This window comes from Stenotrophomonas sp. YJH_SMC_54 (genome assembly GCF_059368435.1).
In genome coordinates, this window is sequence record NZ_JCAFRS010000009.1 from 43,625 (window position 1) to 62,593 (window position 18,969).

17 protein-coding genes are annotated in these 18,969 nt (G+C 67.8%); 11 read left to right on the plus strand and 6 right to left on the minus strand.

Going from position 1 to position 18,969, the window contains the following annotated elements:
* The first annotated feature begins 122 nt into the window (after nucleotides 1–122).
* The 5 genes from AC5P5S_RS11960 to AC5P5S_RS11980 all read left to right on the plus strand — a co-directional run bounded on the left by AC5P5S_RS11960 (nucleotide 123) and on the right by AC5P5S_RS11980 (nucleotide 5,493).
* On the plus strand, nucleotides 123–857 hold the full coding sequence (locus AC5P5S_RS11960) for a suppressor of fused domain protein (RefSeq protein WP_024957791.1): 735 nt from the start codon (nucleotides 123–125) through the stop codon (nucleotides 855–857).
* A 45-nt stretch (nucleotides 858–902) separates the two neighbouring features.
* A complete protein-coding gene (locus AC5P5S_RS11965; protein ID WP_005411650.1) occupies nucleotides 903–1,868 on the plus strand; it encodes an NAD-dependent epimerase/dehydratase family protein in 966 nt (321 codons plus the stop codon).
* A gap of 89 nt (nucleotides 1,869–1,957) precedes the next feature.
* Nucleotides 1,958–2,680 (plus strand): glycosyltransferase family 2 protein, encoded by a 723-nt coding sequence (locus AC5P5S_RS11970; protein ID WP_062605314.1) that lies wholly within the window; start codon nucleotides 1,958–1,960, stop codon nucleotides 2,678–2,680.
* Entirely contained in the window at nucleotides 2,680–3,027 is a 348-nt protein-coding gene (locus AC5P5S_RS11975) for a lipid-A-disaccharide synthase N-terminal domain-containing protein (RefSeq protein WP_005411648.1), read from the plus strand. The genes AC5P5S_RS11970 and AC5P5S_RS11975 overlap by 1 nt, the downstream gene beginning before the upstream one ends.
* A gap of 693 nt (nucleotides 3,028–3,720) precedes the next feature.
* Complete coding sequence (locus AC5P5S_RS11980; protein WP_062605316.1) at nucleotides 3,721–5,493, plus strand: DUF885 domain-containing protein; 1,773 nt, start codon at nucleotides 3,721–3,723, stop codon at nucleotides 5,491–5,493.
* A 95-nt stretch (nucleotides 5,494–5,588) separates the two neighbouring features.
* On the opposite strand, the gene AC5P5S_RS11985 is transcribed toward AC5P5S_RS11980, so the two are convergent.
* From AC5P5S_RS11985 to AC5P5S_RS12005, 5 genes are all read right to left on the minus strand, one after another.
* Entirely contained in the window at nucleotides 5,589–8,798 is a 3,210-nt protein-coding gene (locus AC5P5S_RS11985; RefSeq protein WP_062605317.1) for an efflux RND transporter permease subunit, read from the minus strand.
* A gap of 10 nt (nucleotides 8,799–8,808) precedes the next feature.
* Nucleotides 8,809–10,014, minus strand: a complete 1,206-nt coding sequence (locus AC5P5S_RS11990) for an efflux RND transporter periplasmic adaptor subunit (RefSeq protein WP_062605319.1) — start codon at nucleotides 10,012–10,014, stop codon at nucleotides 8,809–8,811.
* The gene (locus AC5P5S_RS11995; protein ID WP_005414903.1) at nucleotides 10,011–11,264 is read right to left on the minus strand and encodes a TolC family protein; all 1,254 of its coding nucleotides are present in this window, start codon (nucleotides 11,262–11,264) and stop codon (nucleotides 10,011–10,013) included. The genes AC5P5S_RS11990 and AC5P5S_RS11995 overlap by 4 nt, the downstream gene beginning before the upstream one ends.
* Before the next feature lie 56 nt (nucleotides 11,265–11,320).
* The gene (locus AC5P5S_RS12000; RefSeq protein WP_005414902.1) at nucleotides 11,321–11,653 is read right to left on the minus strand and encodes a hypothetical protein; all 333 of its coding nucleotides are present in this window, start codon (nucleotides 11,651–11,653) and stop codon (nucleotides 11,321–11,323) included.
* Between the two features lie 203 nt (nucleotides 11,654–11,856).
* On the minus strand, nucleotides 11,857–12,246 hold the full coding sequence (locus AC5P5S_RS12005) for a RidA family protein (RefSeq protein WP_053504789.1): 390 nt from the start codon (nucleotides 12,244–12,246) through the stop codon (nucleotides 11,857–11,859).
* Nucleotides 12,247–12,354: 108 nt separating this feature from the next.
* Between AC5P5S_RS12005 and AC5P5S_RS12010 the strand changes: the two genes are divergently transcribed.
* Together AC5P5S_RS12010 and dnaQ are read left to right on the plus strand one after the other, a co-directional pair.
* Complete coding sequence (locus AC5P5S_RS12010; protein ID WP_062605320.1) at nucleotides 12,355–13,248, plus strand: LysR family transcriptional regulator; 894 nt, start codon at nucleotides 12,355–12,357, stop codon at nucleotides 13,246–13,248.
* A 55-nt stretch (nucleotides 13,249–13,303) separates the two neighbouring features.
* A complete protein-coding gene (gene dnaQ / locus AC5P5S_RS12015; protein WP_062605322.1) occupies nucleotides 13,304–13,813 on the plus strand; it encodes a DNA polymerase III subunit epsilon in 510 nt (169 codons plus the stop codon).
* A 13-nt stretch (nucleotides 13,814–13,826) separates the two neighbouring features.
* On the opposite strand, the gene AC5P5S_RS12020 is transcribed toward dnaQ, so the two are convergent.
* Nucleotides 13,827–15,041 carry a glycosyltransferase gene (locus tag AC5P5S_RS12020; protein ID WP_062605324.1) on the minus strand — a complete coding sequence of 405 codons (1,215 nt, stop codon included), beginning with the start codon at nucleotides 15,039–15,041 and terminating at the stop codon, nucleotides 13,827–13,829.
* 278 nt (nucleotides 15,042–15,319) lie between these two features.
* Between AC5P5S_RS12020 and rpmB the strand changes: the two genes are divergently transcribed.
* The 4 genes from rpmB (at nucleotide 15,320) to AC5P5S_RS12040 (ending at nucleotide 18,962) form a co-directional block, all read left to right on the plus strand.
* Nucleotides 15,320–15,556 (plus strand): 50S ribosomal protein L28, encoded by a 237-nt coding sequence (gene rpmB / locus AC5P5S_RS12025; protein WP_005411638.1) that lies wholly within the window; start codon nucleotides 15,320–15,322, stop codon nucleotides 15,554–15,556.
* Between the two features lie 10 nt (nucleotides 15,557–15,566).
* Nucleotides 15,567–15,734 (plus strand): 50S ribosomal protein L33, encoded by a 168-nt coding sequence (gene rpmG, locus AC5P5S_RS12030; RefSeq protein WP_169411268.1) that lies wholly within the window; start codon nucleotides 15,567–15,569, stop codon nucleotides 15,732–15,734.
* Between the two features lie 342 nt (nucleotides 15,735–16,076).
* Nucleotides 16,077–17,495 carry a cardiolipin synthase gene (gene cls / locus AC5P5S_RS12035; protein ID WP_049403632.1) on the plus strand — a complete coding sequence of 473 codons (1,419 nt, stop codon included), beginning with the start codon at nucleotides 16,077–16,079 and terminating at the stop codon, nucleotides 17,493–17,495.
* 45 nt (nucleotides 17,496–17,540) lie between these two features.
* Nucleotides 17,541–18,962 carry an FAD/NAD(P)-binding protein gene (locus AC5P5S_RS12040; protein ID WP_062605326.1) on the plus strand — a complete coding sequence of 474 codons (1,422 nt, stop codon included), beginning with the start codon at nucleotides 17,541–17,543 and terminating at the stop codon, nucleotides 18,960–18,962.
* Nucleotides 18,963–18,969: the final 7 nt, after the last annotated feature.

Genomic DNA, 18,969 nt, shown 5'->3' on the forward strand with positions numbered 1-18,969 from the left:
CGGCGCAGCGCCAGGGGGTGCGGCCTGTTCCCGCCGCGTCCTGCAGATGACAGGGAACGCACCGCCGCGCGTGCCGGGGATGCACTGCTCTCCGGTCCGTGGCCTCATCCAGGGAACAGGACATGAGCAACGAATACGAGGACGTCAGCCCGGACGGCACCCAGATACTGGTACATCGCCGCGAAAAGGACTTCGTGCCCGCCATCGGCGAAGAACAGCACATCGAGGCGATCAGCGCCCACCTCGAACGCCATCTGGGCCCGGTGTCCGGTGTCTTCCACGAGATCATCTCCGACCTGGTGCACATCGACGTGCACGTGGTGCCGGCCAATGACCACTGCCCGTACCTGCGCCTGGTCACCTCCGGCATGAGCGACCTGCCGATGACCGTGCCCGCCGAGGTGGACGCGGACGTGCCGCGCTACATGGAACTGATGGTGACCCTGCCGGCCGACTGGCCGATCTCCCAGGACGCCTTCGAGGACGAGCGCAATTACTGGCCGGTGCGCCTGCTGAAGGGCATGGCACGGTTGCCGCACGAGTACGACACCTGGCTGGGCTTCGGCCACACCATTCCCAACGGCCATCCCAGCGAGCCCTACGCGCCGGGCGTGGGTTTCGACGGTGCCATCGTGCTGTCGCCGGTGACCGCCCCGGAGGACTTCGCCACGCTGGCGCTGGAGGACGGCAGGACCATCAGCTTCATGAGCCTGGTTCCGCTGTACCCGGAAGAGATGGACCTGAAGCTGAGGAAGGGCGCCGAGGTGCTGCTCGACCGCTTCGATGCGAAGAACATCCAGGACGTGATCGAACCCGGCCGCACCAACGTGGCGAAGAAGCGTTTCGGTTTGTTCTGAGAACGGTAACATCAGGGGCCTGAACTTCGTTTCCAGGCCCCTGTCATGACCATCCTGCTCACCGGCGCTGCCGGCTTCATCGGTGCCTACACCGCCCGCGCGCTGCTGGAGGCCGGCCAGCCCGTGGTCGGCCTGGACAACTTCAACGACTACTATGACCCGCAGATCAAGCGCGACCGCGTGGCTGCGCTGTGCCCGGCGCTGGACCTGCGCACCCTGGACCTGACCGACCAGCAGGGCCTGGCGGCACTGTTCGACGAGGTGAAGCCGACTGCGGTGATCCACCTGGCCGCGCAGGCCGGCGTGCGCTATTCGCTGGAAAACCCGCACGCCTACGTCGACAGCAACCTGGTCGGCTTCGTCAACATGCTCGAACTGTGCCGTCACCGTGGCGTGCAGCACCTGGTGTATGCCTCCAGCAGCTCGGTCTACGGTGATTCGGCCACGCCGCCGTTCTCCGAGGACCAGCGCGTGGACCAGCCGCGCTCGCTGTACGCGGCGACCAAGGCGGCCAACGAGCTGATGGCCTACACCTACGCGCAGCTGTACGGCCTGCATGCCACCGGCCTGCGCTTCTTCACCGTGTATGGCCCGTGGGGCCGGCCGGACATGGCACCGCTGCTGTTCTCGCGCGCGGTGCTGGCCGGGCGGCCAATCGACGTGTTCAACGAGGGCCGCATGCAGCGCGATTTCACACATGTCTCCGACATCGTGTCGGGTATCCTCGGCGCGCTCGCGCATCCGGCCGATGGTCCGGTACCGCACCGGGTGTTCAACCTCGGCAACCATACGCCGGTCGAGCTGGAGCGCTTCATCAGCGTGATCGAGCAGGCCGCCGGTCGCCCCGCGCAGAAGGTCTACAAGCCGATGCAGCCGGGCGACATGGTGCGCACGATGGCCGATACCCGGCGCGCCCATGACGCATTCGGCTTCGACGCGGTGACCCCGATCGAAGAAGGGTTGCCCCCCGTCGTGCAGTGGTGCCGCGAGTATTTTGGCGACCGCGCCTGAGGACGGATCCTCACACAGCCGGATTCATCTTCGGATAACCTCGGCTTCGGAGAATGCGCGGTCTTTGTCCCCCTTTGGCCGAGTGCCTTATGAGCCAACCCGAGCTTTCCGTTGTCGTCCCGGTGTTCAACGAACGCGACAACGTCGCCCCGCTGGTTGCCGAAATCACCGCTGCACTGCGTGGCCGGCTGCCGTTCGAGATCGTCTACATCGATGATCACTCGCGCGATGACACCCTGGCGGTGCTGCAGGGCCTGAAGGCGACCACACCGGAACTGCGGGTGCTGCACCATGTGAACCAGAGCGGGCAGAGCACCGCCGTGCGCACCGGTGTCAAGCATGCGCGGGCGCCGTGGATCGCCACCCTGGATGGCGATGGCCAGAACGATCCGGCCGATATCCCCAAGCTGCTGGCCGCGCGCGATGCCGCCGAGGCGCAGGTGAAGCTGTTCGCCGGCTGGCGGATCAACCGCCAGGACAGCGGCAGCAAGCGCTGGGCCAGCAAGTGGGCCAACGCCATCCGCGCACGCATGCTGCGCGACGATACGCCCGATACCGGCTGCGGCATCAAGCTGTTCGAGCGCAGCGCGTTCCTCGACCTGCCGTACTTCGACCACATGCACCGCTATCTGCCCGCGCTGATGCAGCGTGCCGGCTGGAAGACCACCAGCGTGCCGGTCAACCACCGCCACCGTACCGCCGGCGTGTCCAAGTACAACAACCTGGGCCGTGCACTGGTCGGCATCCGTGACCTGCGCGGCGTGGCGTGGCTGATCACCCGCAGCAAGCGCACCGCGGTGGAGGAGCGTTGATGGATCTGGAGCTGCACTGGCTCGACCAGCCGCTGACCTGGTTGTACTGGACCGGCCTGCATGTGACCGGCTGGAAGCTGATCGGCTATACCGGCGCGCTGATGTTCGGCGGCCGCTGGCTGGTCCAGTTCATCGCGTCCAAGCGTGCGGGCAAGCCGGTGATTCCGCGGCTGTTCTGGTACATGAGCGTGGTCGGCAGCCTGATGACGCTGAGCTACTTCCTGTTCTCGGCCAAGCAGGACTCGGTAGGCGTGCTGCAGAACCTGTTCCCGGCGTTCACCGCGCTGTACAGCCTGCAGCTGGACATCAAGCACAGGGGCTGGAAGCGGGACAGGGCCAGCCATTGAGGCTGCGCCGGGATGCGGTCTGCCGTGGGTAGAGTCGACTGTCAGTCGACTTTCGCGCGGAGCGCGGGGTTTGCTGCATGTGGCGGAAGAGCAGCCGACTGACAGTCGGCTCTACCACGCGCCTTCGGCGCTGGGCCCCCGGCCTGCGGCCGGTTCCCGGTCCTGCCTGCCGTGGGTAGAGTCGACTGTCAGTCGACTTTCGCGCGGAGCGCGGGGTTTGCTGCATATGGCGGAAGAACAGCCGACTGACAGTCGGCTCTACCACGCGCCCCCGGCGCTGGGGCCCCGGCCTGCGGCCGGTTCCCGGTCCTGCCTGCCGTGGGTAGAGTCGACTGTCAGTCGACTTTCGCGCGGAGCGCGGGGTTTGCTGCATGTGGCGGAAGAGCAGCCGACTGACAGTCGGCTCTACCACGCGCCCCCGGCGCTGGGGCCCCGGCCTGCGGCCGGTTCCCGGCCCTGCCTGCCGTGGGTAGAGTCGACTGTCAGTCGACTTTCGCGCGGAGCGCGGGGTTTGCTGCATGTGGCGGAAGAGCAGCCGACTGACAGTCGGCTCTACCACGCGCCTTCGGCGCTGGGGCCCCGGCCTGCGGCCGGTTCCCGGTCCTGCCTGCGCTGCAGGCAGGACCTTCGTCCCATGCCGTGGGCCGTGGGCGGTGCCATCATCGGGGTCTGCCTTCCCGGGAACCTGTGCTCGTGAAAACCCGTCTTGCCGTTGCCCTGCTGATTGCCCTGTCCGCCCCCGCCGTGGCCCTTGCCGCGCCGCCTGCCACCGCCGCACCGGCCAGCGTGGCCACCGAATCGCCCGCCGATGCCGCCTTCCGCGCGCTGTACGAGAAGGAATGGAAGTGGCGCCAGCAGGGCGGCGGCGAGGCCAGCGAGGACGAAGACGCGCCGGCCAATGCCACCCGCATGCCCGATGTCGGCCCGGCCGCGCAGCAGGCGCGCCTGAAGGTGTGGGACGAGACCCTCGCCGCGCTGAAGAAGATCGACCTGAAGACCCTGTCGCCCGACAACCAGGTCAACTACGCGATCTACCACGACCAGGTGTTCAACCTGGCCGAAGAGACGCGCCTGCGCGGCTACGAGATGCCGTTCAACGCCGACTCCTCGTTCTGGTCCAACCTGTCCTTCATGGCCCGGCGCGAGATGAAGACCGTGCAGGACTACCAGAACTACATCGCACGGCTGAACGATGTGCCGCGATACTTCGGCCAGCAGACCGAGAACATGCGTGCCGGCCTGAAGCGTGGCTTCAGCGTGCCGCGTGCCGTGCTCGATGGCCGCGAAGTGTCCATCGCCACCGTCGCCGAGCTGAAGGACCCGACCGGATCGCCGTTGTACGCGCCGTTCAAGAAACTGCCCACCACCATCCCGGCCGCCGAGCAGGCCAGGCTGCAGGCGCAGGCGCGTGAAGCGATCAGCGGCAAGGTGGTGCCGGCGTTCCAGCAGCTGCGCACCTTCTTCGTCAACGAGTACGTGCCGCAGGCGCGCACCACCCTGGCCGCCGAAGCGATGCCTGATGGCAAGGCGTACTACAAGCAGCAGATCCACGAATACACCACGCTGGACCTGTCGCCGGACGAGATCCATCGCATCGGCCTGGATGAAGTCGCACGCATCCAGAAGGAAATGAACGACATCATCAAGCAGGTGAAGTTCAAGGGCAGCTTCGCCGAGTTCCTGACCTTCCTGCGTACCGATCCGCAGTTCTATGCCAGGACGCCGGAAGAGCTGCTGTCGCGTGCCGCGTGGATCTCCAAGCGCGCCGATGGCCAGCTGGGCAAATACATGACGCTGCCGCGCGCGCGCTTCACCATCGTGCCGGTGCCGCCGGATATCGCGCCGTTCTGGACCGCCGGCCGTGGTGGCATGGGCACCTACTGGCTCAATACCTACAACCTGCCGTCGCGCCCGCTGTACAACCTGCCGGCACTGACGCTGCATGAGTCCGATCCGGGCCACGCGCTGCAGGGCGCGATCGCCGCCGAACAGAAGAACCTGCCCGAGTTCCGCCGCAACGCCTACATCTCCGCCTATGGCGAAGGCTGGGCGCTGTACTGCGAGAAGCTGGGCGTGGAGATGGGCATCTACGAAACCCCGTACGAGGATTTCGGCCGCCTGACCTATGAGATGTGGCGCGCCGCGCGCCTGGTGATCGACACCGGCGTGCACAGCAAGGGCTGGACCCGCGAGCAGGCGCTGGCCTACCTGCGTGACCACACCGCGCTGAGCGAGCATGAAGTGACCACCGAAGTGGACCGCTACATCTCCTGGCCGGGCCAGGCACTGAGCTACAAGCTGGGCGAGATCGCCATCGTGCGCCTGCGCGCGCAGGCCGAGAAGGAACTGGGCGACAAGTTCGACATCAAGGGCTTCCACGACACCCTGCTCAAGCAGGGCTCGGTGCCGCTGCCGGTGCTGGAACAGCAGATCCAGGCCTACATCGCCGAGCGCAAGAAGGCCTGACCGCTACCGGGTAGTGCCGGCCGCTGGCCGGCAATCCGACCCGGTCACGGGGTTGGATCCCTTTCCCAAGGAAAGGGCTCCGACCCCCTCTCAGCTCACCCCACCGCCCGCGGCTTGGCCACCCGTGCAGCAAAGGTCGGCAGCACCAGCAGGGTCAGCACGGTGGCGGTGATCAGGCCACCGATCACCACCGTCGCCAGCGGCTTCTGCACTTCCGCACCGGAACCGCTGGCAATCGCCATCGGAATGAAGCCGACGATCGCCACCAGCGCCGTGGTCAGCACCGCACGGATACGGCTCGATGCACCGTTGATCGCTGCCTGCAGCGGCAGGTCACCGGCATCCAGGCGTTCGCGGATCGCCTGCATCAGCACCAGGCCGTTCAAGGTGGCCACGCCGGAGACGGCGATGAAGCCGACCGCCGCCGACACCGAGAACGGCATGCCCCGCAGCAGCAGCGCGAGGATGCCGCCGACCAGCGCCAGCGGCACGCAGCTGAACACCAGAATGGCTTCCTTGCCGCTGCGCAGGGCCATGAACAGCAGGCTGCCGATCAGCAGGAACACCACCGGCACCACCGTTGCCAGTCGCTTCTCCGCGCGCTGCAGGTTCTCGAACTGACCGCCCCAGGTCAGGTACGCACCCGGCGGCAGCGCCACGTCTGCCACCGCCGCCTGTGCTTCCCCCACGAAGCCGCCCAGATCACGGCCACGCACGTTGGCCTGCACTACCACGCGGCGGCTGCCGTTGTTGCGGCTGATCTGGTTCGGTCCTTCGCTGACCGTGATGCGCGCGACCGACGACAGCGGAATCACCAGCCCCGAAGGCGTGGCGATCGGCAGCGAGGCCAGCTGGTCCGGATCGTTGCGCGAGGCATCGTCCAGGCGCACCACCACGTTGAAGCGGCGATCACCTTCGAAGATCTTGCCGGCCGCGGTGCCGCCAATGCCGGTGGACAGTGCATCACTGACGTCTGCGGCAGTCAGGCCGTACTGCGCCGCCGCCACGTGGTCGATCGCCACGTTGAGCGTAGGCAGGCCGGAGATCTGTTCCACCCGCACGTCGGCCGCGCCGTTCACCGCACGCAGCTTCAGCGCCACCTGGTCGGCCACCTTCTGCAGCTGGCTGAAGTCATCGCCGAAGATCATCACCGCCAGGTCGGTACGCACGCCGGAGATCAGCTCGTTGAAGCGCAGTTCGATCGGCTGGCTGAACTCGAAGCTGTTGCCCAGCTGCTGCCCGGCCAGTTTCTCGAAGCGTGCCACCAGTGCTTCCTTGTCCAGCTTCGGATCGGGCCAGTCCTTGCGCGGCTTCAGCACGATCACGCTGTCGGAGATGTTGGTCGGCATCGGGTCGATGGCCGCCTCGGCGGTACCGGTACGCGAGAACACGGTCTCCACTTCCGGCTGCGTGGCGATCGCCTTTTCCAGTGCCAGCTGCATCGCCAGCGACTGCTCCAGCGAGGTCGACGGCACGCGCAGGGCCTGCATCGCCACGTTGCCTTCGTCCAGCGTCGGCATGAACTCGCGGCCCAGCAGCGAGAACGCGCCGATGCCCACCACCACCATCATCACCGCACCGGCCAGCACCGTGCGCGGATGCGCCACGGCCTTGCGCACCACCGGCTCGATGCGCGCACGCAGCACGCGGATCAGCCTGGTTTCATGCTCACCGTCGTCCGCATGCGTATCGCCGTCCTTCACCTTCGGCTCGCGCACCAGCAGCGCGGCCATCGCCGGCACGAAGGTGAAGGAGAACAGGAAGGCACCGACCAGGGCCAGCATGAAGGTCGCCGCCATCGGGTGGAAGGTCTTGCCCTCCACACCTTCCAGGGTGAGGATCGGCGCGAACACCAGCAGGATGATCAGCTGGCCGAAGGCCGCAGGGCGCGCCATCTTCATCGCCGAATCGGCGGCCACGCGCAGCCGCTCCATCGCGGTCAACGCACGGCCCAGTTCGGCGCGGCGCTGGCCCAACATCAGCAGCGTCGACTCGACCACGATCACCGCACCGTCCACCAGGATGCCGAAGTCCAGTGCACCCAGGCTCATCAGGTTGCCGCTGATGCCGAAGCGGTTCATGCCGATCACTGCGAACACGAACGACAGCGGAATCACCAGCGCGGTGATCGTCGCTGCACGCAGGTTGCCCAGCAGCAGGAACAGCACCACCACCACCAGCAGCGCGCCCTCGGTGAGGTTCCTGGCCACGGTCTTGATGGTGGAATTGACCAGCACGCTGCGGTCCAGCACCGGCGCGGCCACAATGTCGGCCGGCAGCGATTTGTTCACCTGTTCCAGGCGCGCCGCAGCGGCCTGCGCCACGGTGCGGCTGTTGCCGCCGGCAATCATCAGCGCGGTACCCAGTACGGCTTCATGGCCGTTGCGGCTGGCCGCACCCAGGCGCGGCGCGCGGCTCAGCCCGACCTCGGCCACATCGGCCACGCGCACCACCACGCCATTGCGGGTGGCCACCGGGGCCTGTGCCAGATCCTCGGTGGTCAGCGCCAGGCCATCGGCACGCACCACCAGTCCTTCGCCGGCGCGCTGCACGAAACCGGCACCGGCCTGCACGTTGGAACGCTGCAGGGCGGTGACCAGATCGGCCAGGCCGAGGCCGTGCGCGGCCAGCCGGGCGCTGTCCGGATGCACGCCATATTCCTTGACGTAGCCACCGACCGTATCGACGCCGGCCAGCCCCGGGCTGGAACGCATCTGCGGCGCGATGATCCAGTCCTGCACGGTGCGCAGGTAGGTCGCACGTTCTTCCGGCGTGCGCAGCAGATTGCCTTCCGGCGTGCGGTAGACCTCGCCGGCCTGCCAGCCGGCTTCACCCGGCTTGGCCAGCCTGGCCGGATCGAACGTGGTGAAGTCCACGGTCCATATCAGCACTTCGCCGAGGCCGGTGGTAACCGGCGACAGCATCGGCGACGCGCCATCGGGCAGGTCTTCAGATGCCTCGCGCATGCGTTCGGCCACCTGCTGGCGCGCGAAGTAGATGTCGGTCGCATCGGTGAAGATCGCGGTGACCTGCGAGAAGCCATTGCGCGACAGTGAACGCGTGGTGGTCAGGCCGGGGATGCCGGCCAGCGCGGTTTCCAGCGGGTAGGTCACCTGCCGCTCGATCTGCTCCGGGGTCAGCGCCGGTGCCACCGTGTTGATCTGCACCTGGCGGTTGGTGATGTCCGGCACCGCGTCGATCGGCAGCTTGCCCAGCTGGAACAGGCCCACCGCGGCGATCAGCGCCGCCATGAACACCACCAGCCAGCGGTGGCGCACCGCTGTTTCAATGATCAGCTTGAACATGGTCGCCTCCTCAGTGGCCGTGCTCGGCTTCGCCCTTGGCCAGCTCGGCCTTGAGCAGGAAGGCGTTGCTGCCAACGATGCGCTCGCTGCCGGTCAGGCCACCGAGGATCTCGATGCGTTCACCAGCGCGACGGCCGGCCAGCACCGGCTGCGCCTTGAAGCCGCCTTCGACGGCGACGAACACCGCGCTGCTGCCATCGACGTTCTGCACTGCATCGGCCGGGACGCTGAGCGAGTCGTCCTGGCCTTCGGTGACCACCACCGCCGATACCGGCGAACCTGCCGGCGGCAACGAGGCATCCACCGGCGTGGCACGGATGACCGCGACGCCGCCCTGCTGGCGCACATCGGCGGCCGAACCGGTGACGGTGGCGGTGAAGCTGCCACCCGGCACGCTGACTTCCAGCTTCATGCCGGGCGTGACCTGCGCGGCCAGCGCCGGCGGTGCGGTGAACACCAGCTCGTTCATCGTCGGGTCGGCGACGTCGGCCACCGCGCTACCGGCGGCGACCACGCCGCCCGGGGTGACCTGCACGTTGCCGACGATGCCGGCCACCGGGCTGGTGATGCGCACGCGACCGCTGGCATCGGGCGCACCGTTGGCGGCGGCCTGGGCCTGCGCGGCAGCAGCCTGGGCCTGTGCCGCCAGCGAACGTGCACGGGAGGCTTCCATCTCCTGGCGGGCGACCACGCCCTGGTCGACCAGCGCCTTGTCGCGGCCATAGGCCAGCCGCGCGGCTTCGGCTTCGGCCGCTGCGGCCAGCGCATTGGCGCGGAACACCGCCGCTTCGCCGCTGACCACGATCGCCAGTGCCTGGTTCTGCTTCACCGCGGTGCCCGGTGCGACCAGAACGCGTTCGACGCGGCCGGTCACGGTCGACGCCACCGAGGCGCGTGCACCGACCGACGGTTCGACCCGGCCGGACAGGCGCGTGGAGCCACCGCCACCGCGACCGATCGCGACCACTTCGATACCGGAGGCCTTGATCTGCTCCGGGGTCAGCTGCACCACGCCTTCGTCGGCGTCAGCAGGTGCCTTCGCGGTTTCTGCCTTGGCTTCCTTGCTGCCGGCGGCATGGCCGTGGCCATCGTCGGTGCCGGCCTTGGCCGCAGCGGGGTTTTCATTGGCAGGCGTCTGCGCGTTGCCGGCGCAGCCAGCCAGCAGGACGGTCAGCAGTACGCCGCCGATCAGCGGGAAAGTACGGGAGAGAGTCATGGAGCCTCCACAAAGGGTGCGCGCCCTTCCAGGCGGGCAAGATCGATTTCCGCGGCGACGCGCGACAGGCGCGCATCCACGGCGGTGCCGCGGGCGGCGATGAGGGCGCTACGCGTGCTGCGCAGTTCCAGCTGCGAGATGCGTCCGGCGTCGAAGCCAATGCGGGCCAGGCGATACGCCTCTTCGGCGGCGACCACGCTTTCATCGGCGGCGCGGGTACGGCTACTGGCGGCCTTCAACCCGGCCACCGCAGAGAGGCGCTCGGCCTCGCTGTCGCGGCGCTGCTGGTCCAGGCGCGCTTCGGCCGCGCGCTGGTCGGCATTGGCGGCGCGGATGCCACCGCGGTTGCGGTCGAACAGCGGGATGCTGAGGCTGACCCCGAGGTTGTAGGCACGCTCGCCGCCTTCGCGGAAGCGGGTCTGCGCAGCGGTGACACTTAGGTCGGGCAGGGCACGCTTGCGCTCCAGCTCGACCAGCTTGCCCGCCGCATCGGCTTCGGCTTCGGCGATGCGCACCGCCAGTGCCACGTCGGTGGCGCCACGCGGTAGCGGCGGCGCACGGTCGAGCAGGCTGTCGTTGATCGACTGCACCGGTGCATCCAGCAGTGCAGCACCGGCCAGGCGGGCCAGCGCGGCATCGCGGAACGCCTGCGCTTCATCCAGCGCGGCGCTGGCGTTGGCCACCTCGCTCTGCGCCTGCACCGCACGCAGCTGCGGTTCGCGGCCCTGCTTGACCAACGCGTTGACGGCGTTGGCGTCAGCGCGGGTGAGGGTCAGTGCTTCTTCGGCCAGGGTGTAGCGGCGCAGTGCACTTTCCGCCTGTGCGTAGACCACCGCCAGCTGGCTGGCCACGTCGCTGCGGCTTTGGGCACCACGCAGGTTGGCCGCCTGGGCTTCGGCCCGGGCCGCACGGACGCGCGCGCCACGCTGGCCCCAGACCTCCAGCGGCTGGGACAAGGTGAGCACGGTATCGGCCTTGCCCATGCCGCCATAGGAGCCGGTGCCCCAGGCATTTTCAGCTGAGTAGGAGAGGGAAGGGTTGGGCAATGCACGGGCCTGGTCGGCGCGCGCGTCGGCGGCCTCGGCCAGCGCCGCACCCACGCGGGTGCCGGGCAGCTGGTCCAGGCGTTCAAGCAGGGCGTCGTAGGAAGGGGCGGCTTGCGCCATCACCGATGCCGCCGGGGCCAGGCCCAGCAACACGGCGACGACCAGCCCGGCCGCGCGCGGCGACCGAGGTGTCAGGATCGACATAGGAGGATTCCGGTTGTGAGTGAAACGGGAGCCCGCAATCGCGGGACGCGCTCAACTCACGCCCGGGGGGGACGCGTCAATTCATCCTGGGCGACCGCATAGGTCGCCGCGTCGCCGGCATTCATCCAGCGCGCCGGCAGTGGCGCACCGAAGGCGGCGAGGGTACTGGCCGGCAGGCTCAGGTTGGAGTGGTGGCAGTGGTTGTGGCCACAGGCACCAACATGCTTGCCGTCGGTATCGCCATCGGCATCCGGTGCGGACTCCACGTGCACCGTGCTGGCGTGCGGTTCCACCGTGCAGGCCAGCGCGTCGGCCACCGGCACGACCACGAATGCCGCCATCAGCAGCATCATCAGGTACGTACGCAGTTGGCGGGTGATCCGGCGCATGGAAGGGAGGCTAGCAAGCGGTTTTCGCCGGATACAATATCAATGGTCAGTTCGGGAATTCGTCGGAATCTCCCGTTCAGGTGGACGGCCTGGGGGCATCCTGCCCTGGTGGGTGCGGACTTCCTGCCTTGGTGGGTGTCGACCTTGGTCGACACGCTTTTCGACCCCACCGCGTTGCCGGCCAGCGGCCGGCACTACCCGTATCACGGCAGCTTCGCGATCACCTTGATCTCGAACTGGAACCCATACAGCCAAGTCACGCCGATGCCGGTCAGGGTCGGGTGCGGCGCCTCGCCCCAGTACTCGGGCACGATCGCCCAGGCCTTCTCAAAGTTCTTCTCTGGATCGACCAGGAACACGGTCACGTCGATCACGTCATCGAACGTGCAGCCCGCAGCAGCCAACACCGCGTTGAGATTCTCGAAGGCGCGGCGCACCTGCGTTTCGAAGTCCGGCTCGGGCGAGCCGTCCTCACGGCTGCCGACCTGGCCGGAGACGAACAGGAAGCCGTTGGAACGGATCGCAGGCGAGTAGCGGTTGCGCTCGTACAGGGCCTGGCGGCCGGTGGGGAAAACGACATCACGCTGTGACATGGGGAAGATCCCGTGGGAGAGAACGCCATCCTCCGCGCCAGTGCTGTCTGGATAAACCGCGATGATCGGCCTAGATTGATTGCCAATTCCAAACAATCATGGCCCGCAATGGACCGTTTCGAGGCGATGCGGGCCTTTGCCCGGGTAGTGGAAACCGGCAGCTTCACCCGCGCCGCGCAGACCCTGCAGATCAGCCGCACCACGGTCACCCAGCTGGTGCAGCAGCTGGAGGCACACCTGCGGCTGCGCCTGCTCAACCGCACCACGCGCCGGGTCAGCGTCACCGCCGATGGCGCGGCCTACTACCCGCGCATCGCCCGCCTGCTGGCCGAGCTGGAAGAAGTGGAGGGCGGGCTGGGCGACGCGGCCACCCAGCCACGCGGGCGGCTGCGCGTGGATGTGCCCGGGCCGTACGCGCGGTTGCGGCTGGTGCCGGCGTTGCCGGATTTCCAGGCGCGCTACCCGGAGATCCAGCTGGACATCGGCGTGAGTGACCGCGAAGTCGATGTCATCGCCGACAACGTCGATTGCGTGATCCGGGGTGGCACCCCGGCCGACCCGGCACTGGTGGCGCGACCGCTCGGCGCGCTGCCGATCGGTTTCCACGCCAGTCCGGGCTATGTGCAGCGTTTCGGCCTGCCGACCGATCCGCGCGCGCTGGAAGGCCCCGATCACCACATGGTCGGCTTCCTCAGCCCGCGCAGTGGCCGCGCACGCGTGTTCGTTGCACAGCGCGGCGATGAACGCGTTGAGGTGCAGGGCCGCTATACGGTCGGCTTCGATGATGGAAACGCCTATCTGGCCGCTGCGTTGGCGGGGTTGGGCGTGGTGGCGCTGCCCAGCTACATGGCCGAGCCGCACGTGGCGCGCGGCGAGCTGCTGCCGGTGTTGCAGGACTGGCAGCTGCCGCCGATGCCGATGCACGTGATGTTCCCGCCGAACCGGCACATGAGCCAGCGGCTGCGGGTGTTCATCGATTGGGTGGTGGAAGCGTTGGGGTGAGTGCATCGGCCGCGTGCGAGAATCGGCGTGCACGTACTGGAGAACGCACACCCTGATGAGCCGCATCGTTGCACTGGATACCGAAACCACCGGCATCTCCCACCGCCTGGGGCACCGGGTGATCGAAATCGGTGCCGTCGAACTGATCGATGGCCAGCTCACCGGCCGCCAGTTCCACACATACCTGCAGCCGCAGCGCAAGGTGGATTGGGGCGCACAGCGCGTGCACGGCATCAGCGATGCGATGCTGGTGGGCAAGCCGCTGTTCTCCAGCAAGGCGGTCGAACTGCTGGAGTTCCTGCGCGGCAGCGAGATGGTCGCGCACAACGCTACCTTCGATGTGGGCTTCCTGGACAACGAGCTGCGCCTGTCCGGCATCCCCGGCACGCTGGCCCAGCACTGCCGCATCACCTGCAGCCTGAAGCTTGCGCGGGGACGCTGGCCGGGTCAGGGCAACAAGCTGGATGATGTGCTGCAGCGCCTGCGCATTCCCAGCCAGCGCGGCCTGCATGGCGCGTTGAAGGATGCGCACCTGCTGGCGCAGGTGATTCCGCACCTGCGCTGAGGCCTGGCCGATGTCACACCGGCCGCAACCGGCGTTCGATCATTGCTACGCCACATGCCACCCCGTCCTCATGGCTCATCGCCGCGCCCAAGGCAACAGCGCGTGTACGCGTTGCGTCGGTTTCAACAAAGGTGATGGCTGCCGCCAGCGTCGCTGCATCCAGTCGCTTCGCTGACAGCGGCGCCGGTGCCACCCGCAACCGATACAGACGATCAGCCCAGAAGAACTGATCGGCGGCGAACGGCATCACCAGCGAAGGAACACCGGCGCGGCAGGCCGAATGCGTGGTGCCACTGCCACCGTGATGGATGGCGAATGCGCAACGCGGGAACAGCGCTTCGTGTGGAGTCGGCCCCAGTACGAAGACCGAATCGGGCAAGCGCATCGCAGGCAGTCCCACCCAGCCAGGAAACAGCAGCACCCGGCGTGGCGCCAGCGCCTGCAGCAGGGCCGGCAACACGCGCTCGCGATCAAAGCCGGTCATGCTGCCGAAGCCCAGATACACCGGCGCCGGGCCGGCATCGAGGAAGGCCTGCAGATCGGCCGGGGGTATCCAGGGCGCATCAGGAAGGCGCCATTGGCCACAGACGATGTGGTCGGCCGGCCAATCCGCCGGTGGCGGCAGCAGCTGCGGCGAGATGCCATAGAGCATCGGCAGGCCGGGCCACAGCGAGCGGCGCGGCGATTGCCCCAGCTGCTTGCGGGCTGCGTTGATCGGCCGACGGAACTGGCGCCAGATCAGGCCGTTGACCAGCCCATAGCTGGCGCGGTTCAACCAGCCCGGCGAGCGTCCCGGTGGCAGGAACGGAGAGCGGAAGGCCCGCGTCGGGGTCAGCGGGATCATGCCGGTGCCGATGACCGGCAGTCCGCGGCGTTCGCCCACGCTCATGCCGACAAAGGCCGCCAGGCCACCGGTCAGAATCGCATCGCAGCCTTCGGCAGCGGCATCGGCCTGGCGCATCCAGCCGCTGACATGCTGCAGCGCCATCCGTGCCAGCCCGCTACTGGCGGCGGCAACACCGTTGCCACGCGAGACCAGCGCGACCACTTCGTCATGGATGTCACCTTCAAGAGCTGCATGGGGCACATCCAGTGCCTGCGCGCTGCCCAGGGTGCCGCCATCGGCAAGCAGTGTCACCTCGTGGCCTGCGCCGATCAGCCCATGGCAGAGCATGGCCAGGGGACGCGTATCGCCTTCGGTTCCGTAGGTCAGGGCCAGCAGCCGCATGGAAAGCTCCGCAGTGAACCGGAGCAGTATGCTGGTTGGCGGGCTCCCGGCCCTGCCGGTTCAGCCGCAGCCTGTGGGTAACTTGCGCAAGTGCTTGAACCCGTGCATAATGCGCGGCTCGCTGTGTCCGGTTTTCTACCGGGCGGCGCCCCCGGGAGCACGTCCCCGGCCGCCCAACGCCAGCGTAACCCTTTGATTCTCTTGACGTGTGGTGGGCAACCATCGAGGCCGCCGTCTCCCGGGCTACGGGCTGACAACTACTACTATCGAGGTGCGCAATGTCCCGCGTATGCCAGGTTTCCGGCAAGCGAGTGCAGACGGGTAACAACGTCTCGCACGCCAACAACAAGACCCGTCGTCGTTTCCTGCCGAATCTGCACGAGCGCCGTTTCTGGGTGGCCAGCGAGAACCGCTGGGTCAAGCTTCGTGTTTCCGCGCATGCACTGCGCACCATCGACAAGAACGGCATTGATTCCGTTCTGGCTGAGCTGCGTGCGCGCGGCGAAAAGGTCTGAGGAGTAAAGCATCATGGCAGGCAAGCGCGATAAGGTCCGTATGATTTCCTCGGCCGGTACCGGCCACTTCTACACGACCGACAAGAACAAGAAGAACACCCCGGGGAAGATGGAATTCCTGAAGTACGATCCGGTCGTGCGCAAGCACGTCCTGTACAAGGAAGGCAAGATCAAGTAATCCGCAAGGATTGCTGGTCCCCGCGAAGAAACCCGCCCTTGTGGCGGGTTTTTTCATGTCTGGCATCCAGGTGGCGGGTGCCGACCGTTGGTCGGCACGCTGTTCCCACACCCGGTGGCTGCCAACCTTGGCCGACACGCTGTCCCCGTGCTCGGTAGGTGCCAAACCTTGGTCGACACGCTGTCCCCGTGCTCGGTAGGTGTCGACCTTGGTCGACACGCGGTCCCCACCCCCGGTAGGTGCCAACCTTGGTTGGCACGCTGCTTCAACGCAGTCGAGCGCGGCTCGACTCTACAAGGGCCGGTGGGCAGAATGGCTCATCACCTCCCGACGGGCGACACGATGCTGTTCGAGTGGTTGCTGGGTTCCTACCTGCTGCTGATCGACTGGCTGATCCGGCTGGTCGCGCTGTGCTGGATTCCCACCCGCACCACGCCCGGCGCGGCGCGCAGCTGGCTGTTGCTGGTCGGCTTCGTACCGCTGCTGGGCCTGCCGCTGTACCTGCTGTTCGGCCATCCGTGGCTGTCGCGCGAGCGCATCCGCCGCCAGGCCGAGGCCTCGCAGGTGATCCGTGAGGAGCAGGCGCTGCAGCATCGCCTGCGCTGGACCCCACAGCCCGACACCGCCAGCGCCGAGATCGTGCCGTTGGTGCAGCGCCAAGGCGATTTCATGCCGGTACACGGCAACGCCGTCGATCTGCTGACCGACTACGACGAGTCGCTGCACACGCTGATCGCCGACATCGACCAGGCCGAAGACCGCGTGCACCTGCTGTACTACCTGATGTTCGACGACGCGGTCGGCGAGGCCATTGTCGAGGCCTTGCAGCGTGCCGCCGCGCGTGGCGTGCAGTGCCGCGTGCTGCTCGATGCGGTGGGCGCCAAGCGTGGCCTGCGCGCCTATCGCAAGCGCCTGCAGGCGCGCGACATCGAAGTGCGCGCGATGCTGCCCGGTGGCCTGCGCTGGCGTCGCAGCGGACGCATGGACCTGCGCAACCACCGCAAGATCGCGGTGATCGACAACGAAGTGGCCTATGTCGGTTCGCAGAACCTGGCGGGCCCGCAGTTCGTGCCGGGCCACCCGAACCGCGAACTGGTGGCGCGCGTCCGCGGCCCGGCGGTGGCGCACCTGGAAGCCGTATTCGCCAGCGACTGGTACATGGAGACCGGCCAGCGCCTGGATGTGATCACCGATGTGCCCGAATGCGGCGACGACATCGCCACCCAGCTGCTGCCCAGCGGCCCGGCCTACCCGTACAGCAACGCGCGCGACGCGGTAGCCGCGCTGATCCACCTGGCGCGACGACGGCTGGTGATGGTCACCCCGTACTTCGTGCCGGACGAAGCCACGCTCAGCGCCTTGCGCATTGCGGCGTTGTCCGGCGTGCAGGTGCAGCTGATCCTGTCTGCCAGCAACAACCAGCGGCTGACGTCGTGGGCGCAGGAGGCCTACTACGATGAACTGCTGCGCTGTGGCGTGCGCATCGCGCTGTACGAGCCGCAGTTCCTGCACGCCAAGCACATGAGCGTGGATGAGGACATCGCCGTGCTCGGCTCGATCAACATGGATATCCGCTCGTTCGCGCTGAATGCCGAGATCGGCCTGATCTGCTACGACCGCGCGCTGGTGCAGCAGCTGTGCGCGATCGAGGATGGCTATCTGCGCGAGTCGCGGCAGCTGGACCTGCAGCAGTGGCGCAGCCGCCCTGCGTGGCGGCGCAGCCGCGAAGGTATTGCACGGCTGGCCGATGCGTTGATGTGAAGCAATGCCGGCCGCCCATTCCGGCAATCCGGCCCGTCATCGCCGATGGCCTACAATTGGCACATGACTGATTCACCGCGTAATGGCGAACTGGACCTGGCAATCATCGGTGGTGGTGCGGCCGGGGTGCTGGTGGCGATCCAGGTGTTGCGCCAGGCCAAGGCGCCGCTGGCGCTGGCCATCTTCGAACCCGCCTCGCAGCTGGCGCAGGGCATCGCCTACGCCACGCCGTGGCCGGAGCACCTGCTGAACGTGCCGGCGGCGAAGATGAGTGCGTTTGCCGACCAGCCCGGCGATTTCCTCGACTACCTGATGGCCGCCAATGCCTACCCGGGCGAGGCGCGCGAGGCGCTGGGCGAGCGCTACGTGTGCCGCCACTACTTTGCTGCCTACCTGCAGCAGCGCCTGCAGGAGGCCGCTGCGACCAGCCCGGCACAGCTGCAGGTGATCGCGCAGCCGGTGCTGGGCCTGCAGCCGGATGACCATGGCTACCAGCTGACACTCGGCGATGGCAGCACGCTGCACGCCGCGCAGGCGGTGCTGGCCACCGGCAACAGCATGCGGCCGCTGCCGGTGGCCGGTGCCGAGGCACTGCCCGCCGATGACGTGATCGAGGCCTGGGACTACGACGGCGTGCGCACCCTGGCCGGCGAGCAGGCCGTGGCCATCGTCGGCTCCGGCCTGAGCATGGCCGACACCGTGCTGGCATTGGTCGCTGCCGGCCACACCGGCCCGCTGCATGTGATCTCGCGCCACGGCCTGCTGCCGTTGCCGCATGCGCATGGTGGCCTGCCCAGCTTCGATCCGGCGGTGCTGCTGCCGATGAACCTGCGCCAGCGCCTGCACGCGCTGCGTGGCTTCGCCCGCCAGGCGCGGGCCGATGATCTGCCGTGGCAAGGCGTGATGGACCGTATCCGCCCGCACGGGCAGGCGCTGTGGTGCAGCCTCGATGCGGCCGACCAGCGCCGCTTCCTGCGCCACGTGGTGCGCTACTGGGATGTGCATCGCCACCGCATCGCCGAAGAGGTGGATGTTCAGCTGCAGGCGCTGATCGACAGCGGCCAGCTGCGCGTCCACCGTGCCCGCCTGCAACGCGTCTGGCGTGATGGCGATGCCGTGCAGCTGTGCGGCCGCGATGCCTCGGGCAATGAACAGCAGTGGACGATTGGCGGCGTGATCAACGCCACCGGCGTCGAAACCCGCGCCAGTGCGCTGCGCAATCCGTTGCTGCAGCAGCTGCAGGCCGATGGCCTGGCCCGCCCCGGCCCGCATGGGCTGGGCCTGGACAGCACGGTGCCGGGCGATCGCCTGTGTGCCGCCGGTGGCCAGCCGCAGGCGCGGCTGGGCGTGCTCGGCAGCCTGCGCATCGGCAGCCTGTGGGAAAGTCTGGCGGTGCCTGAACTGCGTCAGCAGGCGCAGGCACTGGCCACCCAGGTGGTCGCAGGAGCCGCGACGGCGATGCCGTAAAATGGGG

Excerpts from the sequence above, each read along its gene's own strand:
- AC5P5S_RS11960 (WP_024957791.1), top strand. The coding sequence starts at position 123 with ATGAGCAACGAATACGAGGACGTCAGCCCGGACGGCACCCAGATACTG.
- AC5P5S_RS11965 (WP_005411650.1), top strand. The coding sequence starts at position 903 with ATGACCATCCTGCTCACCGGCGCTGCCGGCTTCATCGGTGCCTACACC.
- AC5P5S_RS11970 (WP_062605314.1), top strand. The coding sequence starts at position 1,958 with ATGAGCCAACCCGAGCTTTCCGTTGTCGTCCCGGTGTTCAACGAACGC.
- AC5P5S_RS11975 (WP_005411648.1), top strand. The coding sequence starts at position 2,680 with ATGGATCTGGAGCTGCACTGGCTCGACCAGCCGCTGACCTGGTTGTAC.
- AC5P5S_RS11985 (WP_062605317.1), bottom strand. The coding sequence starts at position 8,798 with ATGTTCAAGCTGATCATTGAAACAGCGGTGCGCCACCGCTGGCTGGTG.
- AC5P5S_RS11990 (WP_062605319.1), bottom strand. The coding sequence starts at position 10,014 with ATGACTCTCTCCCGTACTTTCCCGCTGATCGGCGGCGTACTGCTGACC.
- AC5P5S_RS11995 (WP_005414903.1), bottom strand. The coding sequence starts at position 11,264 with ATGTCGATCCTGACACCTCGGTCGCCGCGCGCGGCCGGGCTGGTCGTC.
- AC5P5S_RS12000 (WP_005414902.1), bottom strand. The coding sequence starts at position 11,653 with ATGCGCCGGATCACCCGCCAACTGCGTACGTACCTGATGATGCTGCTG.
- AC5P5S_RS12005 (WP_053504789.1), bottom strand. The coding sequence starts at position 12,246 with ATGTCACAGCGTGATGTCGTTTTCCCCACCGGCCGCCAGGCCCTGTAC.
- AC5P5S_RS12010 (WP_062605320.1), top strand. The coding sequence starts at position 12,355 with ATGGACCGTTTCGAGGCGATGCGGGCCTTTGCCCGGGTAGTGGAAACC.
- dnaQ (WP_062605322.1), top strand. The coding sequence starts at position 13,304 with ATGAGCCGCATCGTTGCACTGGATACCGAAACCACCGGCATCTCCCAC.
- AC5P5S_RS12020 (WP_062605324.1), bottom strand. The coding sequence starts at position 15,041 with ATGCGGCTGCTGGCCCTGACCTACGGAACCGAAGGCGATACGCGTCCC.
- rpmB (WP_005411638.1), top strand. The coding sequence starts at position 15,320 with ATGTCCCGCGTATGCCAGGTTTCCGGCAAGCGAGTGCAGACGGGTAAC.
- cls (WP_049403632.1), top strand. The coding sequence starts at position 16,077 with ATGCTGTTCGAGTGGTTGCTGGGTTCCTACCTGCTGCTGATCGACTGG.
- AC5P5S_RS12040 (WP_062605326.1), top strand. The coding sequence starts at position 17,541 with ATGGCCTACAATTGGCACATGACTGATTCACCGCGTAATGGCGAACTG.